Here is a 13423-nt window from a genome sequence, read left to right on the forward strand (position 1 = left end):
GCAACACAATCCGGGCAGCAGTGACAGTGGCCACGGCCGCGGCGATGGTGGGCATGCTGGCCCCGGCCGCTGCCGCCGATCCGTTGCCGGGCGGGCTGGGTCCCTGCCTCGGCAGCGAATGCCCGTCCGTATGGAACGACCCCAACAACGGACCGGTCGCCGGTTACGACGAGAACATCAACATCTACGTCGGCGGGGACTTCCTGGTCAGGGAGGCCGCCGCCGAGGCCGAGGGGAAGATCGTCACCCTCGGCCGGTTCGACATGGATAAGCGGGACGGCGTATCGCAGATCTACAACATCGGCATCGTGGGCGTGGGCTCACGAGTACCGCCCCCGAACGGTTCCGACTACCTCTCGGTGGGGGGCACTGTCAGCATCGCCGACGGTGAGCGCCTGATTGCCGAGGAGGGTTCGAACTCCGGCCAGGTCGCCCACGCGGGCGCCCTGACCGGCACGGTGAACCCGACGACCGCCCCACGCCTCGACCCCGACGCGGTCACCCCGTTCACCGGCCTGCGCCCGCAGCTCACCGAGGCCAGCCAGTGCTACGCGTACGACGGCGACGAGCACCGCACCGCGACCGGCACCTGGGAGAGGGTCGGCGACACGTTCACGTTCACCGGGGACGGTTCCTCGGCGATCCAGATCTTCGACGTGGACGCGGATCTGACCACTGCGGGCGGCGGCAACGTGGGCTTCACCTTCAACGGCATTCCCGCCGGGGCGACCGTCCTGGTCAACGTCTACGGGGACGCCCGTACGGTCGCCACGTTCATGGGAACCCTCCCGAACGCCGGGCTCCGTGAGCGCCTGCTGTGGAACTTCCCGGACGCGACGGACCTGACGCTGTCCGGTCCGGCCCAGTTCCAGGGCAGCGTGCTGGTCGGTCAGCCCACCAGTACCACCACCCTCTCCATGAGCGGCACCAACGGTCGCTTCTACACGGCAGGCTCGCTGACCCACACCTCGGGCGCCTCGGGTGGCCAGGAGATCCACGCGTACCCGTTCGACGGCGACCTCCCGACCTGCGGCCCGGACCCGACGCCGACTCCCACGGACCCGACGCCCACGCCCACGGACCCGACGCCCACGCCGACGGACCCGACGCCCACGCCGACGGACCCGACGCCGACGCCGACGGACCCGACGCCGACCCCGACGGACCCGACGCCGACCCCGACGGACCCGACGCCGACCCCGACGGACCCGACGCCCACGCCGACGGACCCGACGCCCACGCCGACGGACCCGACGCCGACCCCGACGGACCCGACGCCAACCCCCACCGACCCGACGCCGACTCCGACGGACCCGACGCCGACTCCCACGGACCCGACGCCCACGCCGACGGACCCCACTCCGACTCCCACGGACCCCACTCCGACTCCGACGGACCCGACGCCGACTCCGACGGACCCCACCCCCACCCCGACGGACCCGACGCCGACGCCCACCGACCCGACCCCCACCCCCACCGACCCGACCCCCACGCCCACCGAGCCCACCCCGGGTCCCACCGACACACCGACGTGGAAGCCGACCCCGTCTCCGTCCCACCCGGGCCAGCTGCCCGACACCGGGTCGCGCGGCGGTGAATGGATCATCGGGTCCATCGCGGCAGCGCTGGTGGCCGCCGGTGGAACGGTCCTCGTGGCCACGCGCAGGGCACGGCGCCGCACCTACTAGCAGCGCCCGCTAGCGTGGTTCGATGACCGAACTGCTGCTGCACCTCGCCGAAGCACCCTTGTGGGAGGCGGCCCGCGGGTCAGGGACGTACGAGATGTCCACCCGCGGCCGCACCCTCCAGGAGGAGGGCTTCATCCACCTCTCCCTTCCCCACCAACTCCCTGGTGTGGCAAGGATGCTGTACGGCGACGGAGGCGGGGACGGGGACGGCGGCCGGGACCTGGTGGTCCTGGTCGTCGACCCCGCCCGCCTCACCGACCCCGTCCGGTACGAGGCGATGAAGCCCGGCGGCGAGGAGTTCCCGCACCTGTACGGACCGCTCCCGGTGGAGGCGGTCGTGGAGGTGCGGCCCTGGCCCGCGGTTTCCGGAGCCTCCGGAGCTCATGGAGTACGACGAGAGGAAGACGAACCCCAGTGACCGGCCCCCTCACCGCGGTGACCGGAGCGAGCGGAGCGGTCGGCGGCCGGGTCGCCGAGCGGCTCGCCCGCACCGGAGTCCCCGTACGCCTCCTCGGCCGTGACCCGGCCCGCCTCCCCGACCTGCCCGGCGCCGACCGCGCCCCCGCCGCCCCCTACGGCGACGCGGAGGCGATGCGCCGGGCCCTGGAGGGGGCGCACACCCTGTTCCTGGTCTCCGCCCACGAGAGCCCCGACCGGGTGCGCGAGCACATCACGGCGGTGGACGCGGCCGTGGCGGTGGGCGTGGAGCGGATCGTGTACGTGTCCTTCCAGGGCGCGGCGCCCGACGCCACGTTCACCTTCGCCCGCGACCACTGGCACACCGAGGCGCACATCCGCACGGCGGACCTGCGCCACACGTTCCTGCGGGACAACTGGTACCTGGCGGGGCTGCCCGCGATGGCCGGTGCGGACGGGGTGCTGCGCGGTCCGGGCGGTGACGGCCGGGTCGCCGCCGTGGCCCACGAGGACATCGCGGACGCGGCCGCCGCCGTCCTGCTGGACGAGTCCACGGCCCACGACGGCCGGGGCTACGACCTCACCGGACCCGAGGCGTTCACCCTGGCGGAGGCCGCCGAGGAGCTGAGCCGGGTCACCGGACGCTCCATCCGCTACGTCCCCGAGACCGTCGAGGAAGCCTACGCCTCCCGGGCCGGGTACGGGGCGCCGGAGTGGGAGGTGGCCGGCTGGGTCACCTCGTACGAGGCGATCGCGGCCGGTGAACTCGCGGCCGTGTCCGACGCGGTGCCCACCCTGACCGGCCGCCCCGCCATGAGCTTCGCCGACTACCTCGCGGAGAACCCGGACAGCTACCGCCATCTGCTGCCCGGCGTCTGAGCCCCGAAGCCTTCAAGGCCGTTGTCCCAGGGGCGGTTTCCCGGGGCCGACGGCCCGTGGGGCTGCCGGTGGCGGTCAGGGACCGGTCGGCCGCACCAGGGGCCCACTGACAGCGAAAGACCGCACCCGGTCCGCATGGACGCCGTGCTCGGCGGCCTGCGGACCGGGTGCGGTCAGGTAGGGAGTCCGACCGGCGAAACCGTGGGTCGGACGGCCCAACCGGAGATCAAGCCTTCTTGGTCTCCCAGAAGATCTTGTCGATCTCGGCGATCAGGTCCAGGGCCTTCTGGCCCGTCGCCGGGTCGTTCGAGCCCTTGGCCGCGGAGAGCGCCTTCAGGGTGTCGTTGATCAGCTGGTGCAGCTCCGGGTGCTTCTCGAAGTGCGGGGGCTTGAAGTAGTCGCTCCAGAGCACCGAGACGTGGTGCTTCGCGAGCTCGGCGCGCTGTTCCTTGATCAGGACCGCGCGGGTGCGGAAGTCCGCGTCCTCGTTGGCCTGGTACTTCTCCTGGACGGCCTTGACCGACTCGGCCTCGATACGGGCCTGGGCCGGGTCGTAGACGCCGCAGGGCAGGTCGCAGTGGGCGCTGACCTTCACCTTGGGGGCAAACAGGCGGGAAAGCATGGAGCTGTCCTCCTCGTGATCGTCTTCTCAGGTGGGACATTACTCCGTGGAGCGCCGCTTTCCGTGGCTGCCCCAGGGGCTTAGGTCAAAAGTCCGGGGTGGGAATCGGGCCGTCGGCCGAATGTACGGAGCCGCGGTACGCGCGGAGCGGCGTCCGGGGCGCGGTACGCGTTACGGTGCGGCGGAGGAGGACCGGGAGGTGGCCGAGATGCCGGAGCGGGGCCGGGTGTCCGGAGGCGGGCGGGGTGCGCGGCGGCCGTGGCGGGTCGTGGAGGTGACGGGGCCTTCGATGGTGCCCACGCTCTACCACGGGGATCTGCTGCTGGTGCAGTACGGGGTGCCCGTGCGCCCCGGTGACGTGGTGATCCTGCGTCACCCCTTCCAGCAGGACCTGCTGGTGGTCAAGCGGGCGGTCGAACGGCGGCCGGGCGGCTGGTGGGTGCGGGGCGACAACACGTTCGCGGGCGGGGACAGCACGGACTACGGGGTGGTGCCCGAGGAGCTCGTGCTCGCCCGGGTGCGGGCCCGTTACCGGCCTCCGGCGAAGACGCCCAGGGGTCAGCGGTCCGCGACCGAACTGCTCGGCTGGGCGGTCTCGGCCGTGCGGCCCGTCCGGTCCGCCTCCGCCCGTTTGCGGGCCCGGTAGGCCGCCACGTTGGCCCGGGTCGCGCACCGGTCCGAGCAGTAGCGCCGGGAGCGGTTGGTCGAGGTGTCCAGGTAGGCGTTGCGGCACGGGGCCGCCTCGCACAGGCCCAGCCGGTCCACGCCGTGCGAGGTCAGGTGGAAGGCGAGGCCCATCGCCGCGATGGCCGTGTAGCCGGCGGTCGCGTTCGAGGGGTGGTCGGCCAGGTGCATGTGCCAGTCCGGGCGGCCGTCCTCGTCCCGTACGTCGTGGCCGGAGATCTGCGGGCTCACCGGGAACTCCAGCAGCAGCGAGTTGAGCAGGTCCACCGCGAGCGTCTCGTCCCCGCCGTCGGCCGCCTCGAAGACCGCGCGCAGCCGCCCCCGTACGGAACGGAAACGGGTCACGTCCGCGTCCGTCGCCCGCCGCGCCGCCTGCTGGTTGGCGCCGAACAGCTCCCGGACCGCCTCGACCGAGGTGAGGGCGTCCTTGTTACGGGCCGGCTCCTCGGTGTTGACCAGGCGCACGGCGTAGTCCGAGTAATAGGCCAGTTCCACTTGTAGTCCTTACCGGGTCGGTCTAGGGTCGGGGTGTCGGTCAGTGTAATGGGTGGCCGACGTTCAAGAGGCTTACTTGGAGGTTGGCGTGACGGAGACGGGGACGAGCACCGACTGGCGGTCCTGGCAGGAGAGCTGGGACCGCCAGCAGGAGTGGTACATGCCCGACCGCGAGGAGCGGTTCCGGGTGATGCTGGACATGGTCGAGGCGGTCGTCGGCCCCGCGCCCCGGGTGCTCGACCTCGCGTGCGGTACGGGAAGTATTACGGACCGGCTCCTCAAGCGGTTCCCGGACGCCACGAGCACCGGGGTCGACCTCGACCCCGCGCTCCTGGCCATAGCGCGCGGCACCTTCGAGGGCGACGACCGGGTCACCTTCGTCACCGCCGACCTCAAGGACCCGGAGTGGACGGTCCGGCTGCCGCACACCTCGTACGACGCCGTCCTCACCGCCACCGCCCTGCACTGGCTGCACAGCGAGCCGCTGGCCGCCCTGTACGGGCAGCTCGGCAGGCTCGTCCGGGACGGCGGGGTCTTCATGAACGCCGACCGCACCATCGACCCGGCCACCCCCCGGATCAACGCCGCCGAGCGCGCCCACCGGCACGCCGCCATGGACCGCGCCAAGGCCGCCGGTGCCCTGGACTGGGCCGAGTGGTGGGCGCTCGCCGCCGCGGACCCCGTACTGGCCGGGCCCACCGCCGAACGGTTCGCGATCTACGGCGAGCACGCGGACGGCGACATGCCCTCCGCCGACTGGCACGCCCGCACCCTGCTCGCCTCCGGCTTCGGTGAGGCCCGCGCGGTCTGGGCCTCGCCCTCGGACAGCCTCGTCCTCGCCGTGAAGTAGGCGGCACCACACACGGGAGAGGGCGGTACGGACCCGTGTCCGTACCGCCCTCTCCTGTCGAGCCCGTCGAGCGGGTTACAGCACCTTCGACAGGAACGCCTTCGTCCGGTCCTGCTGCGGGTTGGTCAGCACATCGCGCGGGTGGCCCGACTCGACCACCACACCGTCGTCCATGAAGACCAGCGCGTCACCGACCTCGCGGGCGAAGCCCATCTCATGGGTGACGACGATCATCGTCATACCGTCCTCGGCCAGACCGCGCATGACGTCCAGGACATCGCCCACCAGCTCCGGGTCGAGCGCGGAGGTCGGCTCGTCGAAGAGCATCAGCTTCGGCTCCATCGCCAGCGCGCGGGCGATGGCGACGCGCTGCTGCTGGCCGCCGGAGAGCTGGGAGGGGTAGTTCTTCGTCTTGTCGCCGAGGCCCACCCGGTCCAGCAGCTTCTCGGCCCGGGCCCGGGCCACCGCCTTGGCCTCGCCCTTGACCTGGATCGGGGCCTCCATGACGTTCTCGATGGCCGTCATGTGCGGGAACAGGTTGAACCGCTGGAACACCATGCCGATGTCCCGGCGCTGGAGGGCGACCTCGCTGTCCTTGAGCTCGTAGAGCTTGTCGCCCTTCTGCCGGTACCCGACCAGTTGGCCGTCGACCCAGAGCCGGCCGGCGTTGATCTGCTCCAGGTGGTTGATGCACCGCAGGAACGTCGACTTGCCGGAGCCGGACGGGCCGACCAGGCAGAACACCTCACGCGGGGCGACCTCCAGGTCGATGCCCTTGAGGATGTGGGCGGCGCCGAAGGACTTGTGGACGCCCTCGGCCTTCACCATGGGGGTGGTCATGCGGAGACACCTCCGGAGGGCCGGTTGCTGAACGAGGCGAGGTTGACCTTGACGCGCTGCCACGGGGTGAGCGGCAGCGAGCGCAGGGAGCCCCGGGCGTAGCGGCGCTCCAGGTAGTACTGGCCGACGCTGAACACGCTGGTCATCACGATGTACCAGATGGACGCGACGAACAGCATCTCCATCACCGCGTACGACGTGGAGCCGATCTGCGAGGTGGAGCGGAGCAGCTCGTTGTACGTCACCGCGTAGACCAGCGAGGACGTCTTGAGCATGTTGATGAACTCGTTGCCGGTCGGCGGGATGATCACCCGCAGCGCCTGCGGCAGGACCACCCGGCGCATGGTCTTCGCCTGGGTCATGCCGAGCGCGTGGGACGCCTCGGTCTGGCCCTCGTCGACCGACTGGATACCGGCGCGGCAGATCTCCGCCATGTAGGCGGCCTCGTTCAGCGCGAGCCCCAGCAGGGCGCACATGAACGGGGTCATGACGTCCGTCATCTCGTCCTTGTAGATGAACGGGATGTTCAGGATCGGGAAGATCAGCGCCAGGTTGAACCAGAGCAGCAGCTGTACGTAGACGGGGGTGCCCCGGAAGAACCAGATGTACAGCCAGGCGACCCAGCTGGTGACCGGGTTCTTCGAGAGGCGCATCACGGCCAGGATCACACCGAGGACCACGCCGAGCACCATCGCGAGGACGCTGATCAGCACGGTGCGTCCGGCCCCGGCGAGGACCGTGCTGTCGAACAGCTTGTCGCCCACCGCGTGCCACTGGATGTTGCCCTGCGAGAAGGCGTACACGAGCGCGGCGAGGAGGCCGAGGACGACGACACCGCTGATCCAGCGGCCGACATGCCGGACAGGGATGGCCTTGATGTTCTCCGGGGCCGTGGTGGAGCCCTTGGAGACGGACACCGGTCCGGCCGGTGAGGCGGCGGGTGTCTTGTCGAACTTGTCAGTCATGGTGACTGCCCTTCAGTGAAGCGTCCGGTCACTTGCCGCCGTTGATGGCGGCCTTGTCGATCGCTCCCGTGCCGGCGCCCCACTTGTCGAGCACCTTCTGGTACGAACCGTCGGCGATGATCGCGTCGACGGCCTCCTTCAGGGCGTCCCGCAGCCCGGTGTTGTCCTTCTTGACGGCGATCCCGAACGGGCCCGCGTCGATCTGCTCGCCGACGACCTCGAAGGCGTTGCCCCCGTCGGCCTTGCGGGCCAGGTCGACCGCGACCGGGTAGTCGTTGACCCCGGCGACCGCACCGCCGGACTTGACCCGGGTCTGGGCCTCGGTGTCGTTCTCGAACGACTCGATCTTGATGGCCTTCTCGCCGCCGTCCGTACACGCCTTGGACTGCTTCTTGAGGGCCTCTTCGTAGGTCGTGCCGCGCTGCACGGAGGCGGTCTTCCCGCAGAGGTCCTCGATGGACTTGATGTTCTGCGGGTTGCCCTTCTTCGTGTACACGGCGGTGCCCGCGAGGAAGTAGTCGACGAAGTCGACACCCGGACCCAGCTTCTTGCCGGAGTCGTCCAGGCCCTCCTGGCGCTGCTTGTTGTCCGTGATGGACGACATGGCGATGTCGTGGCGGCCGGAGTTCAGGGCGGTGATCAGCCCGTCGAAGTTGCCGGAGGTGAACGTGAACTCGACACCGAGCTTCTTGCCGAGCTCCGCGGCGATGTCGGGGTCGACGCCCACGATCTTGCCGTTCTCGACGGACTCCATCGGGGCGTACTCGGCGTTCGTGCCGACCTTGATGACACCCGACTTCTGGTACTTCTCCGGCAGCTTCGAGAAGAGCGGGGCACCGGCCTTGGTGGCGGTGCTGTCGCCGCTCCCCGCGGACGCGCTGTCGGTCTGGTCGCCACAGGCGGTGAGCAGCAGGGTGCCGGCGACCGCGATGGCGCCGACCGCCGCAATCCGGGACTTGGCGGTCTTGCGACGCGTGATGCTTGCGGTCATGTCGGGAACCTCCGGCAGGTGAGGGATGAAAGAGAGAGTGGGGGGCTTTCAGGAGGCTTGGCACGCACCTTCGAGTGTCGGCACCTCGTTTGATGACGGCATCCTGCCATTCGGACCAGCCGATTCAGGGGCCCAGTCATGTCAAAATCGGATAACGGGCAACACCCGAACTCGCGTGACCGATAGGTCTGGACCGGACCTTCTGTGGTGAACCGTCCCCAGCGCCGAAGAATCTTCGGTGGACCTGGCGCATCGGACGGCATTTGTGCCGGTTTGCCGACTTGTCCAGATATTCGACTATGAGTCACGTCACCGCATCGGAATGGACTCGTGCGTAACAGGGTTGGTCCGGTAAGAAAGACGTTTACACCCCTCATCCGGGGCTCAGGGCGCGTGTGCGGCGCGCCCGCGCGTACGTACCTCTCCCTGCCGGGGCGGGCCAACCGCCCAGTGCGGGGCACGTACGCGGTGCCCGCCCACCCCTCCTCAACCAGGAGTGGCCACCCTCAAACGATGAAGACTTAAGGGGTCAACACCATGGCAGCGGAGATCGTCAATCCTCGCAGCGACAGCACTACCGACAGTGACATCCGGCGCGTGAGCGCGACGGATGCGGAGACCGGGGCCGACGAGCCCTTCGATCCGGCCTTCGCCCTCCACCGGGGAGGGAAGATGGCCGTGCAGTCCACCGTCCCGATCCGGGACAAGGACGACCTTTCCCTGGCCTACACGCCCGGCGTGGCGAAGGTGTGCAGCGCCATCGCCGACAACCCCGAGCTCGTCCACGACTACACCTGGAAGTCCCAGGTCGTGGCCGTCGTGACGGACGGCACCGCCGTGCTCGGCCTCGGTGACATCGGGCCCGAGGCGTCCCTCCCCGTGATGGAGGGCAAGGCCATCCTCTTCAAGCAGTTCGGCGGCGTGGACGCGGTGCCGATCGCGCTCGCGACCACCGACGCCGACGAGATCGTCGACACCGTCGTCCGGCTCGCCCCCTCCTTCGGCGGGGTCAACCTGGAGGACATCTCGGCGCCCCGGTGCTTCGAGATCGAGCGCAAGCTCCAGGAGCGGTTGGACATCCCGGTCTTCCACGACGACCAGCACGGCACCGCCGTCGTCACCCTTGCCGCCCTGCGCAACGCCGCCAAGCTCTCCGGGCGGACGCTCGGCGATCTGCGCGGCGTGATCTCCGGCGCGGGCGCGGCGGGCGTGGCCATCGCCAAGTTCCTGCTGGAGGCCGGTATCGGCGATGTCGCCGTGGCCGACCGCAAGGGCATCGTCAGCCGGGACCGGGACGACCTGACCGAGGTCAAGCGCGAGCTGGCCGAGCTCACCAACCGGGCCGGGATCTCCGGTTCGCTGGAGAAGGCGCTCGCCGGCGCGGACGTCTTCATCGGTGTCTCCGGCGGTACGGTCCCGGAGGCGGCGGTGGCGTCGATGGCGCCGGGCGCGTACGTCTTCGCCATGGCCAACCCGAACCCGGAGGTCCACCCCGAGATCGCGCACAAGTACGCGGCCGTGGTGGCGACCGGGCGCTCGGACTTCCCGAACCAGATCAACAACGTGCTGGCCTTCCCCGGCATCTTCGCGGGGGCGCTCCAGGTGCGGGCCTCCCGGATCACGGAGGGCATGAAGATCGCCGCGGCGAACGCGCTGGCGGACGTGGTCGGCGATGAGCTGGCCGCCGACTACGTGATCCCGTCGCCGTTCGACGAGCGGGTCGCGCCCGCGGTCACCGCCGCGGTGGCCGCCGCCGCGCGGGCCGAGGGCGTGGCCCGGCGCTGATGCCGCGCGGGTGCGGGTGACGCATGTGCGGGTGACGCGTGTGCGTTCGGTGGTGGGCGGGGCCTGTCGGTACGGGCCCCGCCCCCCCCTTTTTTCGGCCCCGGAGCGCCGGGGGACAGGCACTTGGTGTGCGTCACACACGGATGCGGTTACGCCGTCGCCCCGCCCCGCCTATCGTCTAGCCATGTTCGCCGCCTACGCAGCCCGCATCGACCCCGACCGGCCCCTCGACGGCCTCGAGCTGGGCGAGCGCCCGGCCCCCGAGGCGCGTCCGGGGTGGAGCACCGTCACCGTCCGGGCGGCCTCCCTCAACCACCACGACCTCTGGTCGCTGCGGGGCGTGGGGCTCTCGCAGGACCGGCTGCCGATGATCCTCGGCTGTGACGCCGCCGGTGTCGACGAGTACGGCAACGAGGTCGTCCTGCACTCCGTGATCGGGCAGTCCGGGCACGGGGTGGGGCCCGAGGAGCCGCGCTCCATCCTCACCGAGCGCTACCAGGGCACCTTCGCCGAACAGGTCACCGTGCCCACCTGGAACGTGCTGCCCAAGCCGAAGGAGCTCACCTTCGAGGAGGCCGCCTGTCTGCCGACCGCCTGGCTCACCGCGTACCGCATGCTCTTCACCAACGCCGGGGTGCGGCCGGGGGACTCCGTGCTCGTCCAGGGCGCGGGCGGCGGGGTCGCCACCGCCGCGATCGTGCTCGGGAAGGCCGCCGGGCTCCGGGTCTACGCCACCAGCCGCGACGAGACCCGGCGCAAGCGGGCGGTGGAGCTGGGCGCGCTGGAGGCGTACGAGCCCGGGGCGCGGCTCCCGCAGCGGGTGGACGCCGTCATCGAGACCGTCGGGGCCGCCACCTGGTCCCACTCCGTCAAGTCCCTGCGGCCCGGCGGCACCCTCGTCATCTCCGGGGCCACCAGCGGCGACCGGCCCTCGCACGCCGAGCTGACCCGGATCTTCTTCCTGGAGCTGAAGGTCGTCGGCTCCACGATGGGGACCAAGGACGAGCTGGAGGACCTGCTCGCGTTCTGCGCCACCACCGGGGTGCGGCCCGTCATCGACGAGGTGCTGCCGCTGGACCGGGCCCGTGAGGGGTTCCAGCGGCTGGCCGACGGGGAGCAGTTCGGCAAGATCGTGCTCCGGCCGACGGAGTAGCTCCACAGAAGTCGTCACCACCCCATACTTGAATAAGTGTCAGCTTTGCTGATGGGATGCCGCCCATGCGTATGGGCAGAGCACTCATAGCACTTGTCGTCGCGTCCGTCCTCGCGGCGGGGGCCCTCGCTCCCGCCGCGACGGCCGACCCCGCACCCGCCCCCGTCTCCCCGGCCTCGTACGAACGCTCCATCCCGCCCCTCACCGACAGCCGGGGCCGCACCCTCACCCTGCGCGGCTGGAACGTCGAGGACAAGGCGAACCGGGGCGAGGCCGCGCTCAGCGCCATCACCGAACGCCACTTCCGCGACCTGCGGGCGAACGGGTTCAACTTCGCCCGGCTGCTGGTCTTCTGGGACGACCTGGAGCCCCGGCGCGGCCAGTACAGCGCGCGCTACCTGGGCAAGATCGAACGCATCCTGGACTGGGCGCGCAAGCACCGCATCCATGTCCTCATCGACGCCCACCAGGACGTCTTCGGGCCCGCGTTCGGGCACCGGGGCATCCCGGAGTGGGCCACCCGGACCGACGGGCTGCCGTTCACCCCGAACCCCGACGACTGGTTCTCGGAGTACTTCGAACCCGCCGTCCAGCGGGCCTTCACCCACCTCTACGAGGACCCCGACCTGCGACGCGCCCAGGCCGCCATGTGGCAGGTCCTCGCGGAGCGCTTCCGCGACCACCCGGCCGTCATCGGCTACGACCTGATCAACGAGCCGATGGGGGAGCTGCGCGAGGGCGAGGACCTGGCGACCGCCGCCCGCCGCATCGAGGCCGAGCACCTCACCCCGATGTACAACCGGCTCGCCCGCGCCGTCCGCGCCAAGGACCGCTCCACCTGGCTCTTCGTCGAGCCGACGCCGATCGTCGGCGAGGGCGTGCCCACCGGTCTCGGCCGTATCCACGACAGCCGGACCGTGTACGCCCCGCACTTCTACAACACCGCCATGGAGGCGGGCGCCGACTACGACCCGGACGCGGGCTGGATCGAGGCGTACGAGGCCGCCGTCACCGCCTACCCGGCCCGCCACCGGATGCCCGTGGTCGTCGGGGAGTGGGGGCCGCTGAACAACTCCCTCCCGAACATGGGCCGTTTCTACCGCGAGGCCGTGGCCTCCCTGAACCGCTACAGCTCCGGCTGGGCGGGGTACGTCTGGTGCTACGGCGGCGGCTACTGCGCGGTGGACGAGCGGGGCCGCTTCCGTACGAACAAGGAGCAGACGGCGACCCCGTACGCCCCCGCCGTCGCGGGCACGGTCCGCTCCGACACGTACGACGCCACCACCCGCTCCTACCGCCTCGCCTACCGGGCCGCCGCCCGCCCCGGCACCACGGAGCTCTCCCTCCCGCCCTCGTCCCGGGGCTGGCGGGTCTCGGTGGCGGGCCCGGCCCGGGTTCTCGGCCGGGCGCCGCACGGGGGCCGGCTGACCGTGCTGGCGTGGCCCGGGGCGGAGGTGGTGGTGACGGTCCGGGAAACTGGCCCGTATGGATGAACTGACCGCACCGGAAGGGTTCTTGCTGCGGCCCTGGCTTCCCTCCGACGCCTCGGCCGTGCTCCGCGCCTTCGCCCCGGCCGAGATGGACCGCCAGACGGACCGGACCATCTCCGGCGAGGCCGACGCGCTGGGCTGGATCGCGGACCGCACGCGGGAACGGGACACCCGGACCGGTTACTCCTGGGCCGTCGTGGGGGAGGGCGGCGAGGCGCTCGGCTGCGTCGCCCTCAACGCCGTCAACCCGGTTCACGGCACGGGCTGGGTCTCCTACTGGACCACCGGGGCGGCGCACGGCCGGGGCGTGGCGACCGCCGGAGTCCGGGCACTGGCGCGGTGGGCGTTCGGCCCGCTCGGCCTCTACCGGCTGGAGCTGGGCCACCGCACCGACAACGCGGCCTCCTGCCGGGTCGCCACCCGCTCGGGGTTCGCGCCCGAAGGAATCGACAGGAGGAAACTGCGCTACGGCGACACCCGGTACGACGTCGAACGGCATGCCCGTCTCGCGGACGATGTTGTCAACTTTGATTGACGGGAGGGTGGTGTCAATGTAAGTTGACA

The 13423-nt window shown here is 70.9% G+C and carries 14 protein-coding genes; 9 read left to right on the top strand and 5 right to left on the bottom strand.

Features of this window, described 5'->3' with window-relative positions; translation table 11 throughout:
• The first annotated feature begins 26 nt into the window (after positions 1 to 26).
• From B7C62_25325 to B7C62_25335, 3 genes are read left to right on the top strand one after another with little or no spacing between them, the layout of a single operon-like run.
• A complete protein-coding gene (locus B7C62_25325) occupies positions 27 to 1688 on the top strand; it encodes a peptidase (protein ID ARF75196.1) in 1662 nt (553 codons plus the stop codon).
• 22 nt (positions 1689 to 1710) lie between these two features.
• On the top strand, positions 1711 to 2106 hold the full coding sequence (locus B7C62_25330; GenBank protein ARF75197.1) for a glutathione S-transferase: 396 nt from the start codon (positions 1711 to 1713) through the stop codon (positions 2104 to 2106).
• Positions 2103 to 2984 carry an NAD(P)-dependent oxidoreductase gene (locus tag B7C62_25335; GenBank protein ARF75198.1) on the top strand — a complete coding sequence of 294 codons (882 nt, stop codon included), beginning with the start codon at positions 2103 to 2105 and terminating at the stop codon, positions 2982 to 2984. Before B7C62_25330 ends, B7C62_25335 begins: the two co-directional genes overlap by 4 nt.
• A 226-nt stretch (positions 2985 to 3210) precedes the next feature.
• On the opposite strand, the gene B7C62_25340 is transcribed toward B7C62_25335, so the two are convergent.
• On the bottom strand, positions 3211 to 3606 hold the full coding sequence (locus tag B7C62_25340) for a superoxide dismutase, Ni (protein ID ARF75199.1): 396 nt from the start codon (positions 3604 to 3606) through the stop codon (positions 3211 to 3213).
• Positions 3607 to 3727: 121 nt separating this feature from the next.
• On the opposite strand from B7C62_25340, the gene B7C62_25345 reads away from it, so the two are divergent.
• The gene (locus B7C62_25345) at positions 3728 to 4252 is read left to right on the top strand and encodes a nickel-type superoxide dismutase maturation protease (protein ARF75200.1); all 525 of its coding nucleotides are present in this window, start codon (positions 3728 to 3730) and stop codon (positions 4250 to 4252) included.
• Here the strand turns inward: B7C62_25345 and B7C62_25350 are convergent.
• Positions 4165 to 4785, bottom strand: coding sequence for a zf-CGNR multi-domain protein (locus B7C62_25350; protein ARF75201.1), 621 nt, complete (start codon positions 4783 to 4785; stop codon positions 4165 to 4167). The genes B7C62_25345 and B7C62_25350 overlap by 88 nt on opposite strands.
• Positions 4786 to 4873: 88 nt before the next feature.
• Between B7C62_25350 and B7C62_25355 the strand changes: the two genes are divergently transcribed.
• Positions 4874 to 5635 carry an SAM-dependent methyltransferase gene (locus B7C62_25355; GenBank protein ID ARF75202.1) on the top strand — a complete coding sequence of 254 codons (762 nt, stop codon included), beginning with the start codon at positions 4874 to 4876 and terminating at the stop codon, positions 5633 to 5635.
• Between the two features lie 75 nt (positions 5636 to 5710).
• Here B7C62_25355 and B7C62_25360 read toward each other — a convergent pair whose 3' ends face one another.
• Genes B7C62_25360 through B7C62_25370 form a run of 3 tightly spaced genes read right to left on the bottom strand, consistent with a single transcriptional unit; the run spans position 5711 to position 8431 of the window.
• Positions 5711 to 6475, bottom strand: a complete 765-nt coding sequence (locus tag B7C62_25360; protein ID ARF75203.1) for an ectoine/hydroxyectoine ABC transporter ATP-binding protein EhuA — start codon at positions 6473 to 6475, stop codon at positions 5711 to 5713.
• Positions 6472 to 7440: an ABC transporter permease gene (locus tag B7C62_25365; protein ID ARF75204.1), complete on the bottom strand. Its 969-nt coding sequence runs from the start codon at positions 7438 to 7440 to the stop codon at positions 6472 to 6474. Before B7C62_25365 ends, B7C62_25360 begins: the two co-directional genes overlap by 4 nt.
• A gap of 28 nt (positions 7441 to 7468) precedes the next feature.
• Positions 7469 to 8431: an atrA protein gene (locus tag B7C62_25370; GenBank protein ID ARF75205.1), complete on the bottom strand. Its 963-nt coding sequence runs from the start codon at positions 8429 to 8431 to the stop codon at positions 7469 to 7471.
• Positions 8432 to 8968: 537 nt separating this feature from the next.
• Here B7C62_25370 and B7C62_25375 point away from each other — a divergent pair.
• From B7C62_25375 to B7C62_25390, 4 genes are all read left to right on the top strand, one after another.
• Positions 8969 to 10216, top strand: coding sequence for an NAD-dependent malic enzyme (locus tag B7C62_25375; protein ARF75206.1), 1248 nt, complete (start codon positions 8969 to 8971; stop codon positions 10214 to 10216).
• Between the two features lie 184 nt (positions 10217 to 10400).
• A complete protein-coding gene (locus tag B7C62_25380) occupies positions 10401 to 11369 on the top strand; it encodes a Zn-dependent oxidoreductase (GenBank protein ARF75207.1) in 969 nt (322 codons plus the stop codon).
• 65 nt (positions 11370 to 11434) lie between these two features.
• A complete protein-coding gene (locus tag B7C62_25385) occupies positions 11435 to 12862 on the top strand; it encodes an endoglycoceramidase (GenBank protein ID ARF75208.1) in 1428 nt (475 codons plus the stop codon).
• Positions 12855 to 13394: a GNAT family N-acetyltransferase gene (locus tag B7C62_25390; protein ARF75209.1), complete on the top strand. Its 540-nt coding sequence runs from the start codon at positions 12855 to 12857 to the stop codon at positions 13392 to 13394. Before B7C62_25385 ends, B7C62_25390 begins: the two co-directional genes overlap by 8 nt.
• The last annotated feature ends 29 nt before the right edge of the window (positions 13395 to 13423 follow it).

The sequence above is a fragment of the Kitasatospora albolonga genome (genome assembly GCA_002082585.1).
Lineage (GTDB): Bacteria > Actinomycetota > Actinomycetes > Streptomycetales > Streptomycetaceae > Streptomyces > Streptomyces stephensoniae.

What these genes read in the sequence shown, in the direction of transcription:
- B7C62_25385 (ARF75208.1), top strand. Translation starts at nt 11,435, where the DNA reads ATGCGTATGGGCAGAGCACTCATAGCACTTGTCGTCGCGTCCGTCCTC.
- B7C62_25365 (ARF75204.1), bottom strand. Translation starts at nt 7,440, where the DNA reads ATGACTGACAAGTTCGACAAGACACCCGCCGCCTCACCGGCCGGACCG.
- B7C62_25360 (ARF75203.1), bottom strand. Translation starts at nt 6,475, where the DNA reads ATGACCACCCCCATGGTGAAGGCCGAGGGCGTCCACAAGTCCTTCGGC.
- B7C62_25370 (ARF75205.1), bottom strand. Translation starts at nt 8,431, where the DNA reads ATGACCGCAAGCATCACGCGTCGCAAGACCGCCAAGTCCCGGATTGCG.
- B7C62_25340 (ARF75199.1), bottom strand. Translation starts at nt 3,606, where the DNA reads ATGCTTTCCCGCCTGTTTGCCCCCAAGGTGAAGGTCAGCGCCCACTGC.
- B7C62_25375 (ARF75206.1), top strand. Translation starts at nt 8,969, where the DNA reads ATGGCAGCGGAGATCGTCAATCCTCGCAGCGACAGCACTACCGACAGT.
- B7C62_25390 (ARF75209.1), top strand. Translation starts at nt 12,855, where the DNA reads ATGGATGAACTGACCGCACCGGAAGGGTTCTTGCTGCGGCCCTGGCTT.
- B7C62_25345 (ARF75200.1), top strand. Translation starts at nt 3,728, where the DNA reads ATGTACGGAGCCGCGGTACGCGCGGAGCGGCGTCCGGGGCGCGGTACG.
- B7C62_25380 (ARF75207.1), top strand. Translation starts at nt 10,401, where the DNA reads ATGTTCGCCGCCTACGCAGCCCGCATCGACCCCGACCGGCCCCTCGAC.
- B7C62_25330 (ARF75197.1), top strand. Translation starts at nt 1,711, where the DNA reads ATGACCGAACTGCTGCTGCACCTCGCCGAAGCACCCTTGTGGGAGGCG.